This is a genomic window from Chimaeribacter sp. YP20170169 (assembly GCF_056739715.1).
On sequence record NZ_CP176824.1, the window covers coordinates 2,008,285 to 2,031,168 of the forward strand.

The window sequence follows — 22,884 nt, forward strand, 5'->3', positions numbered from 1 at the left end:
AATTACTTAGCAATTGTCTTTACCCATTAGCAACATCAAACAGTTATGCTAGGGGCCGAGGAAGAGCAGTTCCTCTTTGTTGCCTGTTGCGACCATGCCCACTGTCCGATGTGGGTTTTTTTTCGCCTTTTTTCCGCGCCGCCCTAACGCGACGCGGTGTCCCGTTGCCAGCCGCCGCCCATGCCCTGCCACAGGTCAATCTGCGCCAGCATCACGTTGGTTTTCAGCTGGATCACCGTCAGCTGGGTGCTGTAGAGCGCCCGCTGGGCGTCCAGCTCCTCCAGATAGGAGGCGTAGCCGTTGCTATAGCGGTTATGGGCGATACGCAAGGCGTCCGAGAGCGCCTGCTGTTGCTGCTCCGCCTCCGCCAGTTGCTCACCGAGGCGGTTGATGGCATCAATGCTGTTGTTCACCTGCGCAAAGGCGTTGCGCACCACCGACTCATACTGGTAGAGCGCCTGATTGCGCGCCGCCATCGAGACATCCACCTGCGCGTTGAGTGCCTCGCGGTTGATGATCGGGGCCAGCACGCTGCCGCCCAGTGACCAGAGGCGGAACGGGCTGGCCAGCACCTCGGCCAGCGTGTCATCTTGCAGGGTGCCACTGGCGGTCAGGTTGAGCGATGGCAACAGGTTGGCGCGTGAGACCGCCAGCGAGGCGTCCGCCGCCACCAGTAGCCGCTCCGCCTGCACGATGTCCGGGCGGCGGTTGAGCAGCGCGGAGGGCAGAGAGCGCGGCAGCGGTGGCGCGTGCAGGCTGTCGAGCGCCGGGCCACGGGCAATCGGGCCGGGGTTGCCACCCAGCAGCAGGTTCAGGGCATTCTCCTGCTCGGTGATCTGGTGACGCAGCGCCGGGATCTGGGCGCGGGTGGCGCGGTACTCCGACTCCGCCTGCACCCACTCCAGCCGCGAGCTGTAGCCAGTCTCATACTGCCGCTGTGCCAGCTTCAGCGAATTCTCACGCGAGGTGAGCGTCGCCTCGGTCAGCGCCAGTTGGGCGTCCAGCCCGCGCAGGGTCAGGTAGCCGGAGGCCACCGCCGCCGAGACCTGTAACACCGCGGCCTCGGCGGCGGCCTGTTGCGCCTCGGCGCTGGCGCGCGCCGCCTCGGTGGCGCTGCGCTGGCCGCCCCAGAGATCGACGTTGTAGTTGAGTTGCAGCGTGCCCTGATAGACAGTGCTGCGCGCCTGCTGGCCGGTGACCGAGGAGATCGTGCGCTGGCGCGCGGCGTTCGCGCCGATGTCCAGCGTCGGCAACTGCTCGCCAAAGGCGGCGCGCAGCCGGGCCTGATACTCCTCTACCCGTGCGCGCGCCACCAAAATGTCGGTGTTGGCGACCAGCGCCCGGTTCACCAGCTGGTTAAGTTGCGGATCGCCAAAGCCGCGCCACCACGCCCCACCGGCGGCGGAGGCTGGCCCCAGCGTCTCCCGCCACTGCGACGGAATGGTCAAGGAGGGGCGGCCTGCTCCACCTGCCGCCCGCCACAGGCCGCCAGCAGCAGGGCCAGCGGCAACAGCGCCATGCGCCGCCTCATCGTACCGGCTCCAGCGGCGGCACTGCCTCGGTCGGCCGGTCGGTGTGGATGGTCACCACCACCGACATTCCCGGCCGCAGGCGCGCGCGCGTCGCCTCATCCGCCTTGATGCGGATGCGCACCGGGATGCGCTGGGCGATCTTGACGAAGTTGCCGGTGGCGTTGTCAGCGACAATGGTGCTGAACTCCGAGCCGGTGGCCGGAGAGAGGTTCTCCACCACGCCGCTGTAGACCGCGCCATCCAACGCATCGACGCTGAAGGTCACTGGCAGGCCGACGCGCACCTGCGCCATCTGCGTCTCCTTCATGTTGGCGACCACCCACAGCTGTTGCGGCACCAGCGCCGTCAGATGGGTGCCAGCGCTGACATAGGCCCCCTGCCGCACGCTCACCTGCCCAAGCTGGCCGTCACGCGGCGCGGTAATGCGGGTGTTCGCCATATCAATCTCCGCCAGTTCCACCGCCGCCGCGGCGTTGGCGACATCCGCCTCCAGCGAGGCGCGGTTGACGATCACCGTCTGTTTGTCCTGTTTCGCCATCTCCAGCGCCGCCTTGCCCTGCGCCACGTCGGCCTCGGCCTGCGCCGCCGCCGCGCGGCTGGCGTCACGCTCGCGCACTGACAGCGAGCCGTCGGAAACCAGATCCTCCACCCGTTTCAGATCGAGCCGCGCCTTCAGCGCCTGCGCGCTGGCGTTCTGCACCGCCGCCTCGCTGCGGGCTATCGATGCCTCGGCGCTGCGCCGCTGCTGGATATTGTTCGCCAGCGCCGCTTTTTTCATCGCATATTGCGCCTGCGCTTGATGCAGGCGCTGCTGATAGATGCGGTCATCGATGGTCATGATCAGGTCGCCCTTGCGCACGTGGTCGAAGTCATTCACCCGCACCGAGGTGATATAGCCGTTGAGCTGTGGGCTGATAATAGTGACCTGCCCGCGCACATAGGCGTTCTCCGTGGCTTGGCGGGTTGGTGAGAACGGCGGCAGTTGCCAGGCATAGAGCACCACCAGCACGCCAAGGAGGGCAATTACCACTGGCAACGCAATGGTAAGGTAACGTTTGGCCCGACGCGGTGGCGCCGGGGTGACCACTTCACTCATGAACCCTCCGGGGAGTTGGCGCGCGGTGGCGCCGATGTTGCTGTGTTCTGTTCCGCCTGCCGCTCACGGCGTGCGCGTAACTGTTTTAGGAAATAGCGGCCCAGCATCCACACCAGCGTGACCGCGGCGATGGCGGCGGTCAGCAGGTAGACGTCGTTGTAGGCCAGCACGTTGGCTTCACGGGTGGCGGCGGCCTGCAACAGCACCGAGCCTTCCGCGCCACGCAGCGTGGGGTCATTCAGCACGCCGTTGAGGCCAGCGCTGTAGCTGGTGATGCGCTCCATCACCAGCGGGTCAAGGTTGCTGAGGTTGTCGGCGATGATGCTGGAGTGGTACTTCTCGCGCACGATCTGGAAGGTGCCGAGCAGCGCCGAGCCAATCAGCCCGCCGAGGTTCTGGCTCATGCCAAACACCGCCACGAAGCTCACCAGATTGCGCGGCTCCGCCACCACGCTGCCGATGATCGACAGCATCGCCGGGGCAAGGAAGAAGGCACCGCCAAAGCCCATCAAAAACTGGCTGAACACCATCTGCGACGCGCGGGTCAGGTTGTTGGCCTGCGCATCGATCAGCGCTGAGATGATCATCAGTACCAGCGAAATCACCACCGGCACCTCCAACTGGCCGGGTTTGACGGTCAGCGCGCTGGCGGCCATGCCAGCGATCACCCCCATCAGCACCGCCAGCGAGAGCGCCTGCATCTGGTCATTCTGCAAGCCGATGTACTGCAAAAAGCCAATCGGCCCGACGTTCTGCTCCGACAGCACGATGCGCATCAGCAGCATGGTGAGGCCGAGCCGCAGCACGTTGCCGCTGCTCAGCCAGCGAATGTTGAGCAGCGGGTTGGTGCGCCGGTGCTCCACCAGCACCGCGGCGGTGATCAGCACAATCGCGGCGGCCAGCGCCGCCCCCAGCCATGGGGTGCTGGTCCACCAGTCATAGCGGCCGAGCGAGATCACCGCGCACAGCAGCCCCATGCCGGGGGCCATCAGGAAGAAGGTGACGAAATCCATCTTCTCGAACACTTTGTAGCGGTCGCTGGGCGGCAGTTTCAGCATCAGCACGCAGCCGAGACAGAGCAGCGCCAGCCCCAGCTCAAACAGGTAGAGGCCGCGCCACTCATTCAGCTCAAGCAGCTCGGCGGAGAAGAGCCGCGCCAGCGGGATCGCCAGCTGTGACGCGCCGATGCCAATCACCAGCCCCTTCAGCCGGTGCTTGGCCGGGAACGCCTGAATCAGGTAGTAGATGCCCAGCGAGGAGAGCGCCGCCCCCACCGCGCCGTGGGCGGCGCGCACCGCAATCGCCGAGGCCAAGTCATTGACGAACAGGTGGAAGAAGGTGATCAGCGCATAGAGCACCAAAAACGCCTCGCAGAACAGCCGCAGGCCGAACTGCAAGCGGAACTTCACCAGCAGCAGGTTGATGGAGATGTTGGTCATCACATAGACCGCTGGCAGCCAGGCGATCTCATTGCTGAACGCGCCCAGCACCCCTTGCAGGTTGGTGAGGTTGGCGCTGACCAGCGCGTTGCCAAGGCCGCCGGTGATGGCGACCAGGATACCCACTATCCCAAACGCCAGCCGCTTGTGCCACGGGTGTAGCGGCGTTGAGGGGGAGCCGGGCAGCATCGGGCGCTCATGGGGCGCCCACTCCCGCACAATATAGGGTTTCATTCGCTCTGCTCGGACGCCTCGCGCAGCGCGTCCAGTACCCGCACCGCCGCGGCCAGCTCTGCCGGGGCCAGTTTGGACATCAGTGACTTGTGCAGCGCGTCGGCCTCGCCCTTCGCCCGCTCATAGAGCGCGAAGCCAGCCTCGGTCGCCACCACCAGCCGTTTGCGGCGATCTTCTGGCGTCATCAGCCGCCGCACCAGCCCTTGGCGCACCAGCTTGTCAATCATGCTGACCACGGTGGCCCCCTCCAGCCCAAGCCGGGCCGCCAGCTCCCCCTGACACAGTGGAGGTTCTGACATCGCAATGGTGGAGACCGCGACCCAACTGGCCTGATTCAGCCCTTGCGCCTTCAGTCGGCGGTCAATGGCCTGCCGTAGGGCACGGGAGGTGAAGTGCAACACACGGATAAAATTCTGCTCTGGCGGGATAATCTGGCTCTCTGGCATAAAATGAGGGTCTTACGTTATAAATCCGGCTAAAAGTAACATGTAATTTACATTGTAAATGACACAATCCAACACTTGCTAATCTCCGGATAAATAATATGGAAAATTATTAACGTTTTTGTACAAAAAAGGCGGGAAATTGGCGGGCAGGAGAGGGGCAGGAGAACCTGACGCCCCAACCGGGCGCCAGGGGCAACATCAAGTGCGGGTGGCCTGCACCTTGCGGCTGTAGTTGGCCACGCGGCGGGCATCCTGATGGTTATAGTCGGGATCGATATAAGTGTGCATCCGGCAGATCAGGTCGCCGTCAAACTCAAACACGGTACAGAACAGGTGGTAGCTGTCATCACCGACCGGGAAGCGGTCGCCGTTCTGCATCACCCCCTTTACCCCGCCCTCGATCACCATGGTATCGCCGTGGCAGACGTAGCGGAAATTCTCGGTGTCGTGCTCAAAGCGCACCACCTCTTTACCCAGCCGTTTGCCGAGGTTGCCCAGTTCGGCCTTGCCCCGGCTGACACCATATTTCGGAAAGAACAATGCGACATCATCGCTGAACAGATCCAGCAACGTGGCATCCTGCGCGTCCAGTTTCGAGTAGTAGGTCTTGATTACGTCGAAGCGCGCATGTTGACGTTCAGTTTCTGTCATAAATCCCCCTCTGCTGAACAGTGTCGCCACCGGTTCCTGTACAAAATCACAATGGTGTAGACCGCTAAGTGTTGTTGTCCGCCGTATAACGGCATTAAGAACATTCTCAAATGTAGCAGCACATTGATGTGCGGGAGGCCTTTTCCGGCCATGTGGCTTCTTTCGGCAAGGGTCCTGATGAGATAGACCGCAGCCAGTTAAAAAAATTCAGGTTATTTATTGATTTGCATCAACTTATAATTATTGCAAATAATCGACGGTTGGTTATCCTGAATCACGTGCTGAATTGCTCCCCTATTTGCGCGCCTTGAGAGCCTGCACCAGCAATAACAAAAACTTATCTCGCGCCCGTTGCCACAGGCACCTGGCCGCCCCCGCTTTGCCGCGCCCTTTCGCGCGACCTTCCCCAGGGAAGCCGGCACCGCTGGCGTACCACCGCGTGTGACGCCCGGCCACTTCTGTCGTTGTATTTATGGAGGTCTTTAATGGATAACCACTGCGAACTGCAACAGCCGTTTGAGAACGCCTATGGCAGCGCGATACCTGCCGATAACGCCCCGAAATGGGTCATGTCATGGGATGAGGGCGGCAAGCTCCATTTTGCTGAAGGCATCAGCAAGATGGAGAAGCTGCACTCCATCGACCAGGCGATTAACGATATGCTCACCTACCGGGACGCCCTGGCCAAGTGTGACTGATTGCGGCCTGAACTGACGGCGGGACGAGGCCCCCGCCGCCCTTCTCTTTACGCCAGGATGGCCGCGGCTATGACAGTATCCCCGCCGCGGGCCTCCCACTGTTTGCCAATGGTGGCTGGCTCATTCAGGGTCGCCACCACCAGCGCCGCCACATCTGCCCGCGGGATCTCGCCGCGACCGGTGCGTTCGGCCAGCGTCACGCGCCCGGTGCCTGGATCGTCCGTCAATGGCCCCGGCCGCAGGATGGTCCATTGCAGGCCGCTCATACGCAGCTCGCGGTCGGCGTCCCGTTTCGCTTCTACGTAGGCGCGCCACACCGCATCCACATCGGCCGGCAAGGGATCATCGGCCCCTACCGCCGAGACCATGACGTAGCGGCTGACGCCCGCCAGTTTCGCGGCGGCGATCAGTTTCACCGCCCCGCCATAGTCCACGGTGCGCTTGCGCTCCGCGCCTGAACCGGCCCCAGCCCCGGCGGTAAACACCACCGCATCGACGCCCTCCAGCGCGGTCGCCAGCTGCTCGGCGGTCGCCTGCTCCACATCCAACAGGATCGGCTCGGCCCCCAGCCCACGCAGCGCTGCCACCTGCTTCTCTTTACGCACAATCGCCACCGCCCGGCGGCCCTGTGCCACCAAATTCTGTACCACAAGCTGCCCGATTTTGCCGTGGGCGCCCAAAATAGCCACACTGTTCATTCGTGCTCCTTCTCTGATGGTCGTGCCACTAACCTTAGCACAGAACCATCTACCCACCGGGAGAGGCAGGGTAACGGCCACAGATGACGCGGATGTGACAGGCGGTGACAGGGGATTTCCAATAGGCCATTGGGGAAAGAGATGTGGCATGATCTACCCGGCCCATTGCGGGCCGGGCATGGCGTCAGAAGCCGGTCAGGGCCTGACGCAGGTTGATCTCGGCGGTGCTGCGGTCGGAGAGGTCGAGCTGGCCCTCCAGCTCATCCAGGTGCGCCAGCATGGCGGTGGCGGCGGCCTGCTGGTTGCCCTGCTCCAGCGCGTCCAGGATCGCCTGATGCTCGCCGGAGGCGCAGGCGGGCACGTCGTTGCGCTGGTAGAGCGCGACAATCAGCGAGCTGCGCATCATCAGGTTGGTGAGGATCTCCTTCAGCACCGCGTTGCCGCTCACCTCGCCCAGCACCAGATGGAAGTTGCTTAGCTCACGGACAATCGCGCGCCGGTCGGCGGCGGCAATCGCCGCCTGCTCATGGCGCATGTGCTCCTCAAGCTGCTGGCGGTGGCGACGCATTCTCTCTGGCGTGATCTCCTCCACCACCGCCCGCTCGATGGCGCGCCGGGCGATGAAGATCTCACGCGCCTCCAGGGCGCTGGGCTGGGCCACCATCGCGCCACGGTTTGGCTCAATGGTGACGATGCGCTGTATCGCCAGACGCTGGAGCGCCACCTGAACGTGGTTACGGTTGGCGCCGAGCGCCTCGACAATCTGGGCCTCAATCAGCCGGGTTCCCGGCCGCAGGCGGTGCTGTGCAATGGCTTGCGCTAAAATGTCAACAATGCGCTTCACCTCAAGCTGCTTGGCTGTGGCAGTTTTATTCATTTTCGTCGTAATCCTGTTCCGGGCTGCCAGCCTGCATCAACGGCAGTGCCCGCCGCCCCGCTGGCGGCGGATCCCCGGCATTATCCCCAGCCCTGCCAATCCGGTCAAACGCTGTGCAAAAAAAGTCGCGGCGTCAACGGCATCATTAATATAACGATCATTAAATTAATAATTGACAGCGTCAGGACGAAACAATAAATTGAGCCGACGCCGATCGTTCAGGTTAATGAACCCTCGCGGATTCTGTGCCAATAATGAAGAGTATCTCCCCCCATGATGGAATATAATAAAGATCGCGCCTTGATTGACGAATTAATCCACTGGATTGAAGAGCATCTGGAGAGTGCGCCGCGCATTGAGACAGTGGCGCAGAAATCCGGGTACTCGAAATGGCATCTGCAACGGAAATTCACCGCGCTGACCGGCATGAACATCGCCGCCTACATGCGCAACCGCCGCCTCTCGAAGGCCGCGATCGCGCTGAAAACCAGCAACGACTCGATTATCGACATCGCCACCCACTACAGCTTTGATTCGCAGCAGACCTTTACCCGCACCTTCAAGAAACGGTTTGGCGTGACGCCGCACCAGTACCGCGTCTCCGATGAGTGGCATGTGGAGTTGCTGACGCCCCACTTCCGCTTTGGTGACCCGTTCCAGCTCAATATTGAGTGCATCAAGGTGCCTGACCTGCAACTGAAACGGCTACGTGACGACGTCACGTTGTTCGACCGCAGCAGCGCGCCTGAGGGCAAGTCGCACTTTTTGGCGATGCGTGACCAGCTGATGTGTGACGCCTTCCGCCGTGGCCCCACGCGCAATACGCCCATCTTCAGCATCATGAGCGGCAAAAATGAGGCGCGTGACGGCAGTTCGGTGCGCTTTACCCTGGCAGAGAGCGCCAGCGGCAGCACCCATGACGCCCAGCGGGTGTCGATTGATGGCGGCTGCTACATGTCGATCCGCTTCTCCGGCACCATGACGGAGACGAACCAGCTGACCAGCTTCCTGTTTGACAGCGTACTGCCAGAACTGCGCAAACAGGTGGGGGCCAGCCAGGAGATTGAACAGATTGAGGTGGATGAGACGGGCGTGAATGCCAAGTGGGGGCAGTCACAGGTGAACTACCACTATATGCTCTCGTTGAATTGATCGCGCAACCGGTTCGGGCGCCCTGCCCGCGCCATGATGCCAGACCCGCTCCCGCGGGTCGGCATGGGCCATCACGCCGCGCCGCGCAACTCCGCGCACAGCGTTTCCATATAGCCCTGCAAAAAGATTGAGCGCTTCTCCGCCAGCACCCGGCCCGCCGTGGTCTGCATGGTTGAGGGCAGACGCAACAGCTTTTGCTGGAAGTGATCGAGGGTGAAGCGTCGGTCGTCCAGCTCACGTCGCTCCGCCAGCGGGTCATCCGGATCCACCAGATCGCGTCCCAGCGCACCCGAGACATAGAACACCCGCGCCAGCCCTATCGCGCCCAGCGTGTCCAGCCGGTCGGCGTCCTGCACGATTTTCGCTTCCAGCGTCTGCGGCGGGATGTTGGCGCTGAAACTGTGGGTACGGATGGCATGGGCCACCGCGTCATACAGTTCGTGCGGAAAATCGGGGAAGTCGTCCTGCAACAGGCTGAGGGTCTCTTGCGCGGCCATGGTCGAGGCCAGATGGCGCTGCGGGTGGTTTTTGGGCAGATTGACAAAATCGTGGAAGTAACAGGCGGCCAGCACAACCAGGCGGTTCGCTTCCAGCCCTTGCATGATTAACTGCGCGTTCTGCCATACGCGATGTAAGTGATTGATATCGTGAGCCTTGTCCGCTTCAGGACGGGAGGCCATATAGTGTTGGAACCGGGTTTCCCATTCACTTATCACCATCGTTTACTCCTTGCGGCCCGGAAAGCGGCCGATGTTGCAGAATAATTCAGTGTGAAATCAAGGGTTAGCGCAGGCCTTCTTCGCTGGCATCTTACCCCCTGTTGCGTTACAACAGTTTTACAAGCTGTGCATCAGTACGCTTTTTTATTTCACCTTTTGTTTGCATTAAGTTTTGGTTTTTTTGGGGTGGATCACGGCACAGGAGATATCACCCGTAATCAACAGTGTAGCTGTAAAACGCCAAGGAAGTGAAGGATGAGACTTGCCACCGTAAGTTGGCCGCTCGGCGTCAACAACGTCGATGCCATGATGGCCCATGCCGCCACACTGCGCCTGCCGGGCGTACAATATTGCGGCGACCCGCGCGCCTGCCCGGCTGAGCGCGTGCGCAAGGCTGCCGCCATGCACCATATTCAGATAATCGCCATCGATCCGCTCAACGCCGCGCCCACCCGGACGGAACAGGCGACGCCAGAGCAGGCGATCGCCCACTACCGCACGCTGGTGGAGTATGCGCAGGCCACCGGGGCCGGAACATTGACGCTTCAGGGGCTGGCGCAGTGGACCAAGCAGGCCGCCAACAAAACGGAGGCCTACGCGCAACTGCTGGAGAGCGTGCGTGAGGTGGATGCCTATGCGCGCGAGTGCGGGGTAACGTTACTGTATGAGGTGTGCAACCACTATGAGGTGCCGCTGATCCACACCGCCCGCGAGGGGCTGGCGCTGCTGGACGCGGTCGGCAGTGACAATATCCGCCTGATCCTCGACAGCTTCCATATGAACATCAATGAACCCTCGCCGGTGCAGGCCATTCTGGCTGCTGGCGACCGGCTGGGGGTGTACCACATTTCGGACTCCAACCGCGCGGGCATTGGCAGTGGCAACATCGACTTTCTCGCCCAGTACCGGGCGTTGCGGCAGATTGGCTTCACCGGCGACGTGGCGATTGAACTGGTGCTGCCGCACCTGACGCCGATGACGCCACCCCAGACCGAGGCAGACCGCCGCCGGTTGGATGCGGAGATCCGCCGCAGCGCCGCCGTCTGGCAGGCGCTCTCGATCAGCGTCTAGCAGACGCCGAAGTCACCCTCTTCATGGTAGGGGGAGAGATCCTGCGCCTTAAAGGTGCGTTTGTCCCCCTCCTCGCCCAGAATGCCCCAGACGCACTCCACCTCATCGCCATTGACGGCGGTGACGGTCATTTTTCGGCCGCCGGTTTTCGGCTGTACGCTGTCGCCGACGTTAAATGCCATGTTGCTCTCTTCCATCCTGATCTCCTCGTGGGTCAAATATGGTGGGTTGGCCGCTCAGTGCCGGGTTCCGCTGGCGGCCTGCGGCACGATGCTCAGTGCCTCACGCCACAGGCGCTGTGGCACATAACTCTGTAATAAGTCGATGGCGCACGCCAGCAGCTCCGCATTCAGTTCATGCCCCGCCTCCCAGGCGATGTCCAGCGTCGCATCCGCGCCCAGCGCCTCCAGCCGTGAAAAGGCAGACTGCGCGTGGCGCACCTCAATGACCGGGTCTGCGCCGCCGTGCAGCAGATGCAGCGTGGCGGCGGGCGCGGCCTGCGTCGGCAGGGTGGCGAAACGGCCGGAGAAGGCCACCACCCGCCCGGCGATGTCATGTTCGCGGGCGCTCGCCTCCAGCGCCATGATGGCGCCCTGATCCATGCCAATCAGGGCGGTCTGCGTGCCGGTCAGCGCTAGCCGACGCTGCGCCTCGTGGATATAGTCCAGCAGCGGCGGCAGGGCGGCCCCGACCCGAGCCACCAGATCCTGCTCGCTCATGTCGCGGCCGGAGAACCACTGTCGGCCACCGGGGTCGGCATCCTCCGCGTCAAAGATCTCTGGCGCTTCCGGCACCACAATGGCCGCCGCTGGCCAGTGCTGGCGCAGCATGATCACTAGCGCGCCCACATCATCCGGTTGGCCACCTGCCCCGTGCAGCAGCACCATCAGCTGCTGTGGCGGGCCAGCGTGCGCCTCATCCGGCAAGAATTCCTGTACGTGCATAAGTACCCCTCTGTCTGGCCGCCCCGGCCGCAGTAGCACAACCGGGGCTGCTCTCCCAAGGATAGACCATCACACAGGGGTCACGCATGGCGGCTACTTACCAGCGGCGTTGGGCGCAGCGGGTGCGGGCGGCTCCTCATCCGGCGTCAGGCCACGCGCCTTGAGCATCGGGCCAATCTCTGGGTCTTTGCCGCGCCAGTCGCGGTAGAGTTGCTCGAGATCCTCACTGTTGCCGCGTGACAGCACCTGATCGCGGAAGCGCTGGCCGTTCTTCGCCGTCAGCCCGCCCTGCTCCTTGAACGCCTCAAAGGCATCATCGGCCAGCATCTGCGTCCAGAGGTAGGCGTAGTAGCCCGCCGCGTAGCCGTTGCCCCAGATGTGCTGGAAGTAGCTGGAGCGGTAGCGCGGCGGCACATACGGAATGTCCAGCCCATCCTGCTTCAGCGCCGCCGCCTCGAAGGCGTCGGCGTCCTGCAACGGCCCGCCAGCCGCCAGCGCGTGCCAGTGCATGTCCAGCAGCGCCGCCGCCAGCAGCTCGGTCATCTCATAGCCCTTGTTGAAGGTGGTGGCACGCTCAATCTTGTCGCGCAGCGCCTGCGGCATCGGTTTCTTGGTCTGGTAGTGGCGGGCATAGTGGCTGAACACCTTGGGATCGTCCGCCCAGTGCTCATTGAACTGGGAGGGGAACTCCACGAAGTCGCGCGCGGTGTTGGTGCCGGAGAGCGACACATACTGTTGGGCGGCAAAGATGCCGTGCAGCGCGTGGCCGAACTCATGGAACAGGGTGATCACGTCATCCCAGGCCAGCAACGCTGGCTGCCCCTCCGCCGGTTTGGGGAAGTTGGCGACGTTGTAGACCACTGGCCGGGTGCCGAGCAGCGTTGACTGGTCAACAAAGTTGCTCATCCACGCGCCGCCGCTCTTGTTGTCGCGCTTGAAGTAGTCGGTGTAGAACAGCGCCAGCGACTTGGCCTTCTTGTCGAACACCTCATACACCTTGACGTCTGGGTGGTAGACCGGCAGATCCGGGCGTGCCTTGAAGGTGATGCCATAGAGCAGCGTGGCGGCATAGAACACGCCATCCTCCAGCACATTGTCCAGCTCAAAGTAGGGTTTGATCTGGCTCTCATCCAGATCATATTTGACCTTGCGCACCTGTTCGGCATAGTGCTGCCAGTCCCACGCCTCCAGCGTCATGTCCGGCTGCTGGCTCGCCATCTGCGCCTGAATATCCTGCGCCTCGCGCTTCACCCGGTCGGTGGCGGCCGGCACGATGTTGTGCATGAACGCCAGCGCCGCCTCGGGGGTTTTCGCCATCTGGTCCTGCAATTTCCACGCGGCATAGGTCGGGAAGCCGAGCAGCTTCGCCTGCTGGCTGCGCACCTGCGCCAGCCGGGCGATCAGCAATCGGGTGTCGTTGGCATCGCCCCGCTCCGCGCGGTTCCAGGAGGCTTCAAATAGCGCCTGCCGGGTGGCGCGATCCTCCAGCGACTGCAACGCCGGTTGCTGGGTGGTGTTTTGCAGCACCAGCACCCACTGCCCCTCTAAATTGCGCGCCTTGGCCGCCTCCGCCGCTGCGGCCAGCTCCGCCTCGCTCAGCCCCGCCAGTTGCGCGGGGTCAGTCAGCGCCAGCGCCCCGGCCTTGGTCGCCGCCAACAGCCGCTGGGTGAAGCGGGTGCTGAGGGTGGCCGCCTCCTGATTAAGCTGCTTGAGCTGCGCCTTGTCCGCATCAGAGAGCTGCGCGCCCGCCAGCACGAAGGATTGGCGCGTCACCTCCAGCAGGCGCAGATCCTCCGGCGCCAGCGACAGGCTCTCCCGCTGCTGGTAGAGGGTATCGATGCGCTGGAACAGCGCGCTGTTGAGTTTGATGGTGTCATCCAGCGCCGCCAGCTGTGGCGAGATCTCCTCGTCCAGCGTTTGCAGGGCGTCGCTGGTGTTAGCGGAGGTCATGGCGCTGAACACATTGTTCACCCGCCGCAGCAGTACGCCACTGCGCTCCAGCGCCACCAGCGTGTTGTCGAAGGTAGGCGCATCCGGGTTGCTGGCAATCTTCTCCACCTCCTCGGTTTTCTGGCGGATGCCCTCCAGCAGCGCCGGGCGGAAGTCGCCCTCTTTGATCTTGTCAAACAGCGGTGCCTCCATTGGCAGGGTGCTGGCGCTGAAGAACGGATTCTCCAGCCGTTGCAGCACGGCGGTAGGCGACGAGGGGCTAGGCTGGTCAGTTGGCATGGCGGGCTCCTGTGGTGTGGTGGGGGCCGCCCCGGCCGACAAGGCGCTGGTTCCCCAGCTTACCGCCAGCGCCAGCAGCGCCAGTCGGAAGCAGGAAACGGGACGGCAGAAGGTGGATGACAGCCGACGGCGCGGCAGATGGATAGATGGCCTGGACATGCGGATGACGCCTCCCTGTGGGCCGGCCACGCGCCGGCTAAGCTGCTGATTCACGACCCCTTGAGCATAGGCGGCATTGCCCCGGTCGGCAAAATGGCGTGCTGTTTTTTGCGAGGCATTACCCAGTAATCGTTGGCGGCGTGGGCGCGCCGGATTGGTAGCAGGCGATGATCTCACCGGCGATGGCGACGGCGATCTCCGCGGGCAGTTTGCCCGTCACGTCCGGTAGCCCGACCGGGCAGCGCATTCGCTGCAACTGCGCCGCGCTGAAGCCCTTGCCGCTCAGGCGGTAGTCAAAGCGCTTGCGCTTGGTGGCCGAGCCAATCAGGCCAAAGTAGCGGAAATCGCCGCGCCGCAAAATCTGTTCGCTGAGTGCCAGATCAAGCTGGTGATCGTGGGTCAGCACCACGATGTAGCTCTCCGGCGGCAGCCGCCGCACCTCGTCCAGCGGCTCCTCGGCCACCCGCTGCTCCACGCCGGGCAGCGGCGGCGGGAACTCTGCCGCGCGCCCATCAATCCAGCGGATGCGGCACGGCAGGGTCGCGAGTATCGACACCAGCGCGCGACCCACATGCCCGGCCCCAAACACCGCCACCAGCGGCTGGGGCGCAGCAGCGGCTCAAACAGCAGCGTGGCGCTGCCGCCGCAGCACTGCCCGAGCCGCGCACCGAGCGGGAAGCGCTCTAGCCGGCTCTCCGCCTGCCCGCCCTGCAACAGTTCGCGCGCAATGGCGATGGCGCGGAACTCCAGGTTGCCGCCGCCAATGGTGTGGTAGTGGCGCTCCGCCGTGATCAGCATCTTGCTGCCGCTGTCACGCGGCGTGGAGCCAAGGTGCTCCGCCACCGTCACCAGCACGCAGGATTCGCCGCGCCGTTGCAGCTCGCTTAGGGTGGTGATCCACTCATCGTGTCGCATCGGCTGGCTCCCCTTCAGTGACGTTGTCACGCTGCTGTTGCATCGCCATTACGCCCATCAGCACCCGCTCTGGCGTGGCCGGGGCATCCACCGGCGGCTGGTGGCGGTAATCAGCCACCGAGGCGACCGCATCCTTCAGCGCGCACCAGACGGCGATGCCGAGCATAAAGGGCGGTTCGCCGACCGCCTTGGAGTGGAACACCGTCTCCTCCGGGTTTTTGCGGTTCTCCACCAGCCGGACGCGCAGATCCGCCGGCACATCACCCATTGCCGGGATCTTGTAGCTGGCCGGGCCGCGCGTCAGTAACTGCCCCTGTTCGCCCCACACCAGCTCCTCACAAGTGAGCCAGCCCATGCCCTGCACAAAGCCACCCTCCACCTGGCCGATGTCTATCGCCGGATTGAGCGAGTCGCCGACGTCATGCAGCAGGTCGGCGCGCAGCAGCCGGTACTCGCCGGTCAGGGTGTCAATCACCACTTCGGCACAGGCCATGCCGTAGCTGTAGTAGTAGAACGGGTGACCAGCAGCTTTGCTGCGGTCGTAGAAGATTTTTGGCGTGCGGTAGTAACCCGTGCTGGCCAGCGATACCTGATGGAAGTGCGCCAGCCGTGCCACCTCGGCGAAGCTGTAGTAGTGCCCTTTGGCGCACACCACGCCGTTGCGGAACACAATCTCCGCCTCTTGTGCCTGATGGATCGCCATCAGCATCGTTACCAGCCGCTGCTTGATGGTCTCGGCGGCATTCTGCGCCGCCTTGCCGTTGAGATCGGTGCCAGAGGAGGCGGCGGTCGGCGAGGTGTTCGGCACCTTGCCGGTGTCAGTCGCCGTCACCTGGATAGTGCTGATATCCACCTGGAACACCTCGGCCACCACCTGCGCCACCTTGGTGTTCAGCCCTTGCCCCATCTCCGTGCCGCCGTGGTTGAGCTGGATGCTGCCATCGGTGTAGACCAGCACTAGCGCCCCGCCCTGATTGAGGAAACTGGCAGTGAAGGAGATGCCGAACTTGACCGGCGTCAGCGCCAACCCGCGCTTGAGCACCGGGCTGACGGCGTTGAAGGCGCTGATCTCAGCGCGGCGGGCGGCGTAGCCAGCGCTGAGCGCCAGCTCATCGGTCATCTCATGCAGCAGGTTCTGCTCTACGGTCTGGTAGTAGGGCGTGACGTCGCGCCCCGGCCCGCCGTAGTAGTTGGCGCGGCGCACCGCCAACGGGTCGAGGCCGGTTTCACGCGCGAGGTGATCCATGATGTTCTCAATCGCCAGCATCCCCTGCGGGCCGCCAAAGCCACGGTAGGCGGTGTTGGAGGCGAGGTGGGTCTTGCAGCGGTGGCCGGTGATGGTGACGTCGCCCAGATAGTAGGCGTTGTCGGCGTGGAACATCGCCCGGTCTACGATCGAACCGGAGAGGTCGAGCGAGTAGCCGCAGTTGGCGGCCAGCTCAATTTCGATGCCGTGGATCAGGCCACGGTCGTCGAAGCCCACCTCATAGCGCACATAGAACGGGTGGCGTTTGCCGGTCATCAGCATGTCATCCTCACGCGCCAGCCGCATCTTGGCAGGCCGACCGGTGAGCCGCGCCGCCAGCGCCGCGTGGCAGGCGGTGGTGGCGGCCTGCGTCTCCTTGCCGCCGAAGCCGCCGCCCATCCGCCGCATGTCAATCACCACTTTGTGCATCGGCAGGTTGAGCACCGAGCCGACCAGTTTCTGCACCTCAGTCGGGTTCTGGGTCGAGCTATAGACCAGCACGCTGCCATCCTCGCCCGGCATCACCGAGGCGATCTGCGTCTCCAGGTAGAAGTGCTCCTGCCCACCAATGTGCAACTCACCGCTCAGGCGACGTGGCGCGGCGGCCAGCGCCGCCGCCGAATCACCGCGCCGGTGCTGGTGGCTCTCCTCCACCAGATGCCCCTGCGCCAGCGCCTGCCGGACGTCAAAAATCGCTGGCAGCGCGCGGTACTCGACAATCGCCGCCGCGGCGGCCTGCCGCGCCACCTGCGGATCCTCTGCCGCCACCACCAGCACCACCTGGCCAAGGTACTCCACCTTGCCCTCGGCATAGAGCGGATCGCCGTGGGTCAGCGGCGCGATGTCATTGTCGCCCGGCACATCCTCGGCGGTGAAGACCCGCACCACGCCGGGGAAGGCGTAGCACGGCGTCACATCGATACGCACAATCTCGGCGTGCGCCATCTCGCTTAGCCGCGGCGCAAGGTGCAGCTGGTGGGGAAACTCCGGCCGGTCATCGATGTAGACCGCCTCACCCGTGACGTGCTTCTCGGCGCTCTCATGCTTGTGGCTGCGCCCGACGCCACGGTTCAGATCGGCGCGGAAGCGCACCTCCATCTCCTGCTGGCTCATCGCCGGTTTGATTTTAGACATAGTCAGTCACCGTGATTGGCTGCTGGGGCGCAGCGAGTTCGAAGAAGTAACGGCGCAGCAAATTTTGCGCCACCTGCAACCGGTAGCCGCTGCCCGCGCGGAAATCGCTGATCGGGGTGAAGTCCTGCACCAGCGCGCGGCAGGCCAGCTCGACGGTCGCGGCCCGCCACGGCTGCCCCACCAGCGCCTGTTCGGCGGCGCGCGCCCGTGCCGGGGTGGCAGCCATGCCGCCGTAGGCCAGCCGTGCACCCTGCACCATGCCCTCGCGGATGTCGAGGCAGAGGGCGGCGCACACCGTGGAGATGTCATCCTCCAGCCGTTTCGAGACTTTATAGACGCGCAGCGCCGACGGATGCGCGGTGGGCGGCAGCGGGATCTCGATGCGTTCAATGAATTCGCCGGGTTGCAGCGCGGTCTGGCGGTAGCCGAGGAAGAACGCCTCCAGCGGCAAGACACGCGCCACCGCCCCACGCCGCAGGTGCAGCGACGCACCGAGCGCCAGCAGCACCGGGGCGGCATCGCCAATCGGTGAGGCGTTCGCCAGACTGCCGCCAAGGGTGCCAAGGTTGCGGATCTGCTGTGAGGCGAAGCGCCCAAGCAGCGCGGCGAAGGCCGGGAAGTGGCCCGCCAGCGCCGGCTGGCAGTCGGTGAGCGGCGCGGCCGCGCCAAGGAGAGGTGGGTGGATGAGCAGCTAATGGCTCGCAGTTCCGCCACCTGCCCCAGCGCAATCAAGCGCGGGAAGCGCCGGTTGCGCTGGGTGATCTCCAGCACCAGATCGGTGCCGCCCGCCACCAGCCGCGCCGCCGGGTCAACCTGATAGGCGGCAGCCAGCGCCGCCAGCGAGGTGGGCATTTCGCAGCGCGCCGCACTTGATGCCAGCTCGCGAGCGGGCTGAGCGGCCAGCGCCTGCAATTGCGCCAGCGTCTGCGCCTCTGCGCGGTCAAACTGATCCTCCAGCGCCCGCTGGGCCGGGCGCATCGCGCGCTCGGCGGCGTCAGCAATCGGCCGGTAGCCGGTGCAGCGGCAGAGGTTGCCAGCCAGCGCCTCCCCCGGTTCGCCCCCCTGCTTTTGCAGCGCAAACAGCGACATCACAAAGCCCGGCGTGCAGAAGCCGCACTGGGAGGCGTGGCAATCAACCATCGCCTGCTGCACCGGGTGCAGGCGGTCGCGCTGCTTCAAATCCTCTACGGTGATCAGCTGCTTGCCATCCAGCGCGGACATCAGCGTCATGCAGGCGTTGGCGGTGCGGTAGCGCAGCCGGTCACCCGCCGGTTCCGCCAGCACCACGGTACAGGCACCACAGTCGCCGGAGGCGCAGCCCTCTTTGGTGCCACAGCGCTGCTGGCTGCGGCGCAGCCAGGTCAGCACCGTGGTGTTGGGGTCAAGCTGCTCGGTATGCAGGCGTTGGTTTAGCAGGAATTGAATCATGGTGGCGATCCTCGGCACGGTGCGCCGCCTGTGCGGCGCTTACTCAGTAAGCATGGCTGACCATTTGATTTGTACAACTGGTCAAATAATGCTGATTAACTAAGCAAATTCAGTGCCAGAATCGCCGATGGCTAGGCGGCCGTGGTGGGCAGGCAGCCGCGCAGCACCAGTTCGGTCACTTCCCGGATGATGTGCTCCTGGGTGGCGGGGGCCGCGTCGGTGTCGTGGTACATGTGTTTCACCTGCACCGCGAAGTCGGCGTAGTACTGGGTGATCGCCCAAATGTGCATGATGAACAGCCGCGCATCCAGCGGGCGCAGCGCCCCCTGCGCAATCCACTGGTTGATCAGCTGCTCCTTGCGCAGGATATTCTCGCGCGCCTGCGGCCAGTACTTCTCCAGATAGTGCCCGCCCGCCAGCACCTCGCTGGTGAAGATGCGCGACAGCGCCGGCTGGGTGAAGGAGAAGTGCAGCTTGTTGCGGATGTAGCGGCTGAGCACCGCCTGCGGCTCGGTCAGGGCGTCGTCGAAGCGGATGATCTCCGCCCAGGCCGCCAGCACCCGTTGCAGCAGCTCCTCATACAGCTCCTCCTTGCCCTGGATGTAGTAGTGGAGCTGGGTCTTTTTCATTCCGGCGCGCTGGGCGATGGCTTGGGTGGTCGCCCCGGCAAAGCCCTTCTCACTGAATTCGCTGATGGCCGCGTGGCGGATCGCCTCCAGCATCTGCTCCCGCCGCCCACGGCCATTGGTTTCACTGTTCATTGGTGGTGCGTGATCCCTGCAAGTTGCCTCATGGTGGGGCGAACCGGCTGCGCGCCCCTGCCGGCAGTGTAGCGGGGATTATTCACCGGCGCGATAGACCGGCACGCCATTCACCCACGTGGCGTGAATGTTGCGGTCATCACCGAGCGTCATCAGCACAAACAGTTTCTCCGCCAGGGTGCCGCTGTTGGCGGCGCGCAGCCGTTGTAGCGGCGTCGCCTGACTGTCGAGCACCACGAAATCCGCCTCCTTGCCCGGCTCGAAGTTACCGATCTTCTCCTCCAGGTGCAGGGCGCGCGCGCCGCCCAGCGTGGCGTGGTAGAACGCCTCAAATGCCGACAGCCGGTACTGCTGCAACTGCCCCACCTTGTACGCCTCCCCTAGCGTCGAGAGGATGCTGAAGGTGGTGCCCGCGCCGATGTCACTGCCGATGCCCACCCGCACCTGCATCTCCCACGCCTTTTTCAGCCGGAACAGCCCGCTGCCAAGGAACAGGTTGGAGGTGGGACAGAAGGCAATCGAGGAGCCGGTGTGCGCCATGCACGCCCATTCATGCTCATCCAGGTGCAGGCAGTGGGCAAACACGCTCTTTTTGCCGGTCAGCCCGTAGTCATGGTAGACGCCGAGGTAGTGGGCATGATCCGGGTAGAGCGCGCGTACCCAATCGACTTCATCACTGTTCTCACTGAGGTGGGTGTGCACCCAGGTATCCGGGAACTCCTCGCGCAACCGACGCACGGCGGTCAGCAACTCCGGGGAAGAGGTCGGCACAAAGCGCGGCGTCAGGGCGTAGCCAAGCCGCCCGCGCCCATGCCAGCGGCGGATCAGTTCACGCGTCTGCTGGTAGCTGGTGTCGGCATCCTCCAGCAACCCCTCCGGCGCGTTGCGATCCATCATCACCTTGCCAGCGATCAGGCGCATCTGGTGGGCGTCCGCCTCGGTAAACAGCGCCTCCACCGACTGCGGGTGGACGGTGCCGAACACCAGCGCGGTGGTGGTGCCATTCGCCAGCAATTGGCGGATGAAGAAGCGCGACATCTCCGCCGAGTGCGTTGGGCAGTGGTACTGCGCCTCCGTCGGGAAGGTGTAACTCTTCAGCCACTCCAGCAACTGCTCGCCATAGGCCCCGACCATCTCGGTCTGCGGGTAGTGGATGTGGGTGTCGATAAAACCGGGCACAATCAGTTTCCCGCGGTAATCCTCCACCGGCGTGCCGGCCGGCAGCCGCGCCTGCGCTGCCTGCCACTGGCCGAGCCAGACAATCCGCCCCTCCTCCAGCAGCAGCGCGCCATCCTCGATATAGCGCACCCGGTCAGCGATCTCTTCGGGTCGGCTGGCGCAGCCGGTCAGGTCAAAAAAGTTGCCGCGAATGGCACGGGTGACGGTCTGGTTCATGATGACGCCCTTCTTGTTGTTATGGTCATGGTTGAGTATGGTTCATCTTTCCCCAGCAAGCGTTATGCCACCTCCGCCATTTCCTTTTCATCCCATTGAAAACTAATCTTTAACCGCGTGAGCGCCCGTACGTCGGGAGGCACTTTTTAGACAAGGTGGGCAGTGAATGGGAACTCACAATAAACGCAACCGTTTGCAATTTGGCGCGGGGCGCGTTGCCCGCGTAATGCTGCACCATCAGTGAGCAAGGATAAGAAATTAAGATTTTGGCGGAGGCTAAAATTTTTTCGGCATAATCCGACACATTTTTACTGCCGTCCGTTGGCGGTGGCGCATCTCTTGCTGGCCGGCTTTCTGGTGGAAAAATAAAGCTCTGCCGCGGGCTGGCCGGGGCGCAGTATGGGCAGCTGTGCACCGGTTGACGCAAAAGGCGGATCGGCTATGCTCAAGGCTCTTTTTTACCCTTCCACTCTATAAAAGGCGGTGCTATGTCCGGTGAATGCAAGGCGTGGTTATCAGGGTGGCGGCGATGAGGGGTCGAGTGTCCGGGGAGTTGGCCCTGCCGCTGCTGGTTGCCGGTGCCTTTTTTATGGAGAACCTCGACGCCACGGTGATTGTCACCGCGCTGCCGCAGATGGCACAGGCGTTCGGTGTGCGGGCGGTTGACCTGAACATTGGCGTCTCCGCCTATATCCTGACGCTGACGGTGTTTATCCCGGCCAGCGGCTGGATAGCCAATCGCTTTGGCGCGCGCCGGGTGTTCAGCTGCGCGCTGCTGCTGTTTACCTTCGCCTCGATCCTGTGCGCCCTGAGCGCCAGCCTGATGACCTTTACCGCCGCCCGCATGGTGCAGGGCTTCGCTGGCGCGCTGATGGTGCCGGTCGGCCGGTTGGTGGTGCTGCGCAATACACCAAAGTCAGGGCTGATCCGTGCCATCGCCACCATCACCTGGCCGGGGTTGGTGGCACCGATCCTCGGGCCAGCGGTCGGCGGCTTCTTTACCACCTACGCCTCCTGGCACTGGATCTTCCTGCTCAATGTGCCGCTCGGGCTGGTGGCCTTCTGGCTGAGCCTGCGGCTGGTGCCCAATGAAACGGGCGATCGCTCGGTGCCCTTTGATGTGCGCGGCTTTATGCTGTGCGGGCTGGCCTGCTTTGGGCTGATGTTTGGGCTGGATCTCTTCAACCACGCTGCTGAGCGGCTGTGGCTGCCGGTGGCCTGTCTGGCGGGCAGTGCGCTGCTGGGAGTATTGGCGGTGCGCCACGCCCGTAACGCGCCCTTCCCGCTGATCGATCTGTGGGCGCTGCGGCTGAAAAGTTACGCCGTCACGCTCTATGGTGGCACCCTGTTCCGCATTGCAATTGGCGCGGTGCCCTTCCTGCTGCCGCTGATGTTCCAACTCGCCTTTGGCATGAGCGCCTTTAGCGCCGGGCTGCTGGTGCTGGCAGTGTTTGCCGGCAACCTGGCGATGAAGCCCTTTACCTCTGCCATTCTTTACCGCTTCCCGTTCCGCACCACCCTGTGGGTCAATGGCACGCTCAACGCCCTGACCATCTTTGCCTGCGCGCTGCTGACGCCGGAGACGCCGACGCTATTGGTGGTGCTGCTGCTGTTCGTCAGCGGCCTGACGCGCTCAATGCAGTTCACCGCGCTCAATACCCTGGCCTTCGCTGAAGTGCCGCAGCCGCACATGAGCGGGGCCAATACCCTGCTGAATATGGCGCAACAGCTCGGCAGTGGGCTGGGGATCGCCATCGGCGCGCTGGCGCTGCGCAGCGGCGAGTGGCTGACGCCCGCCGCCACCGGAGAGGCGTTGACCGCCTTCCACTTCGCCTTTATGGTGATTGGCCTGCTGGCACTGTTGGCAGTGGCGGATGCCTTTACCCTCAGCCCGGCCGCCGGGAATGAGGTGCGACAGAGAAAATTGCAGGAGGCCAGCGCCGGGGAGAAGGCCAAAAACCCGTGCAACACCCCGGCCTCCAAATAAGCCGTACGCGCCCTGTAGCGGGTATGATGAGACGTTGCCTGCCAAGGCGAATAACTTGTTGAGGAATATGGAT

Annotated in this window: 17 protein-coding genes and 3 pseudogenes; 4 read left to right on the top strand and 16 right to left on the bottom strand. The window is 63.7% G+C overall.

The genetic code is table 11. The features are described 5' to 3' along the window. Positions 1-143: 143 nt before the first annotated feature. From ACK3SD_RS08920 to ACK3SD_RS08940, 5 genes and pseudogenes are all read right to left on the bottom strand, one after another. A pseudogene (locus tag ACK3SD_RS08920) lies at positions 144-1,531 on the bottom strand (efflux transporter outer membrane subunit). After that, positions 1,528-2,628 carry an HlyD family secretion protein gene (locus tag ACK3SD_RS08925; protein ID WP_481125234.1) on the bottom strand — a complete coding sequence of 367 codons (1,101 nt, stop codon included), beginning with the start codon at positions 2,626-2,628 and terminating at the stop codon, positions 1,528-1,530. The pseudogene ACK3SD_RS08920 and the gene ACK3SD_RS08925 overlap by 4 nt, the downstream one beginning before the upstream one ends. Then, positions 2,625-4,301 (bottom strand): MFS transporter, encoded by a 1,677-nt coding sequence (locus tag ACK3SD_RS08930; RefSeq protein ID WP_481125235.1) that lies wholly within the window; start codon positions 4,299-4,301, stop codon positions 2,625-2,627. Before ACK3SD_RS08930 ends, ACK3SD_RS08925 begins: the two co-directional genes overlap by 4 nt. Continuing rightward, positions 4,298-4,747 carry a MarR family winged helix-turn-helix transcriptional regulator gene (locus tag ACK3SD_RS08935; RefSeq protein ID WP_481125236.1) on the bottom strand — a complete coding sequence of 150 codons (450 nt, stop codon included), beginning with the start codon at positions 4,745-4,747 and terminating at the stop codon, positions 4,298-4,300. Before ACK3SD_RS08935 ends, ACK3SD_RS08930 begins: the two co-directional genes overlap by 4 nt. Before the next feature lie 198 nt (positions 4,748-4,945). Further along, positions 4,946-5,398: a nuclear transport factor 2 family protein gene (locus ACK3SD_RS08940; protein ID WP_137763223.1), complete on the bottom strand. Its 453-nt coding sequence runs from the start codon at positions 5,396-5,398 to the stop codon at positions 4,946-4,948. Positions 5,399-5,883: 485 nt separating this feature from the next. Between ACK3SD_RS08940 and ACK3SD_RS08945 the strand changes: the two genes are divergently transcribed. Next, entirely contained in the window at positions 5,884-6,096 is a 213-nt protein-coding gene (locus tag ACK3SD_RS08945; RefSeq protein WP_481125237.1) for a hypothetical protein, read from the top strand. 47 nt (positions 6,097-6,143) lie between these two features. On the opposite strand, the gene ACK3SD_RS08950 is transcribed toward ACK3SD_RS08945, so the two are convergent. Both ACK3SD_RS08950 and ACK3SD_RS08955 read right to left on the bottom strand, forming a co-directional pair. Then, entirely contained in the window at positions 6,144-6,794 is a 651-nt protein-coding gene (locus ACK3SD_RS08950; RefSeq protein WP_481125238.1) for an SDR family oxidoreductase, read from the bottom strand. 184 nt (positions 6,795-6,978) lie between these two features. Continuing rightward, on the bottom strand, positions 6,979-7,671 hold the full coding sequence (locus tag ACK3SD_RS08955; RefSeq protein WP_481125239.1) for a GntR family transcriptional regulator: 693 nt from the start codon (positions 7,669-7,671) through the stop codon (positions 6,979-6,981). Positions 7,672-7,944: 273 nt separating this feature from the next. On the opposite strand from ACK3SD_RS08955, the gene ACK3SD_RS08960 reads away from it, so the two are divergent. Then, on the top strand, positions 7,945-8,823 hold the full coding sequence (locus tag ACK3SD_RS08960; RefSeq protein ID WP_137763230.1) for a helix-turn-helix domain-containing protein: 879 nt from the start codon (positions 7,945-7,947) through the stop codon (positions 8,821-8,823). 71 nt (positions 8,824-8,894) lie between these two features. Here ACK3SD_RS08960 and ACK3SD_RS08965 read toward each other — a convergent pair whose 3' ends face one another. Beyond that, positions 8,895-9,542, bottom strand: a complete 648-nt coding sequence (locus ACK3SD_RS08965) for a phosphohydrolase (protein WP_137763231.1) — start codon at positions 9,540-9,542, stop codon at positions 8,895-8,897. 255 nt (positions 9,543-9,797) lie between these two features. Here ACK3SD_RS08965 and ACK3SD_RS08970 point away from each other — a divergent pair, with 255 nt between their 5' ends. Then, positions 9,798-10,613: a sugar phosphate isomerase/epimerase family protein gene (locus ACK3SD_RS08970; RefSeq protein ID WP_481125240.1), complete on the top strand. Its 816-nt coding sequence runs from the start codon at positions 9,798-9,800 to the stop codon at positions 10,611-10,613. Here ACK3SD_RS08970 and ACK3SD_RS08975 read toward each other — a convergent pair. The 8 genes and pseudogenes from ACK3SD_RS08975 to guaD form a co-directional block, all read right to left on the bottom strand. After that, entirely contained in the window at positions 10,610-10,810 is a 201-nt protein-coding gene (locus ACK3SD_RS08975) for a YodC family protein (RefSeq protein ID WP_370465554.1), read from the bottom strand. The two genes, ACK3SD_RS08970 and ACK3SD_RS08975, sit on opposite strands and share 4 nt — an antisense overlap. 39 nt (positions 10,811-10,849) lie before the next feature. Further along, the gene (ypfH, locus tag ACK3SD_RS08980) at positions 10,850-11,557 is read right to left on the bottom strand and encodes an esterase (protein WP_481125241.1); all 708 of its coding nucleotides are present in this window, start codon (positions 11,555-11,557) and stop codon (positions 10,850-10,852) included. A gap of 93 nt (positions 11,558-11,650) precedes the next feature. Then, complete coding sequence (gene dcp / locus ACK3SD_RS08985; protein ID WP_481127524.1) at positions 11,651-13,786, bottom strand: peptidyl-dipeptidase Dcp; 2,136 nt, start codon at positions 13,784-13,786, stop codon at positions 11,651-11,653. Positions 13,787-14,063: 277 nt separating this feature from the next. After that, positions 14,064-14,860 (bottom strand): annotated as a pseudogene (gene xdhC / locus ACK3SD_RS08990) (xanthine dehydrogenase accessory protein XdhC). Continuing rightward, positions 14,847-17,240, bottom strand: a complete 2,394-nt coding sequence (gene xdhB / locus ACK3SD_RS08995) for a xanthine dehydrogenase molybdopterin binding subunit (RefSeq protein ID WP_481125242.1) — start codon at positions 17,238-17,240, stop codon at positions 14,847-14,849. The pseudogene xdhC and the gene xdhB overlap by 14 nt, the downstream one beginning before the upstream one ends. Further along, positions 17,233-18,668: pseudogene (gene xdhA / locus ACK3SD_RS09000) on the bottom strand (xanthine dehydrogenase small subunit). The gene xdhB and the pseudogene xdhA overlap by 8 nt, the downstream one beginning before the upstream one ends. Positions 18,669-18,799: 131 nt before the next feature. Then, positions 18,800-19,429: a TetR family transcriptional regulator C-terminal domain-containing protein gene (locus tag ACK3SD_RS09005; protein WP_481125243.1), complete on the bottom strand. Its 630-nt coding sequence runs from the start codon at positions 19,427-19,429 to the stop codon at positions 18,800-18,802. 78 nt (positions 19,430-19,507) lie between these two features. Continuing rightward, positions 19,508-20,824 carry a guanine deaminase gene (gene guaD, locus ACK3SD_RS09010; RefSeq protein ID WP_481125244.1) on the bottom strand — a complete coding sequence of 439 codons (1,317 nt, stop codon included), beginning with the start codon at positions 20,822-20,824 and terminating at the stop codon, positions 19,508-19,510. Positions 20,825-21,353: 529 nt separating this feature from the next. Here guaD and ACK3SD_RS09015 point away from each other — a divergent pair. Next, positions 21,354-22,811, top strand: coding sequence for an MFS transporter (locus tag ACK3SD_RS09015; RefSeq protein WP_481125245.1), 1,458 nt, complete (start codon positions 21,354-21,356; stop codon positions 22,809-22,811). Positions 22,812-22,884: the final 73 nt, after the last annotated feature.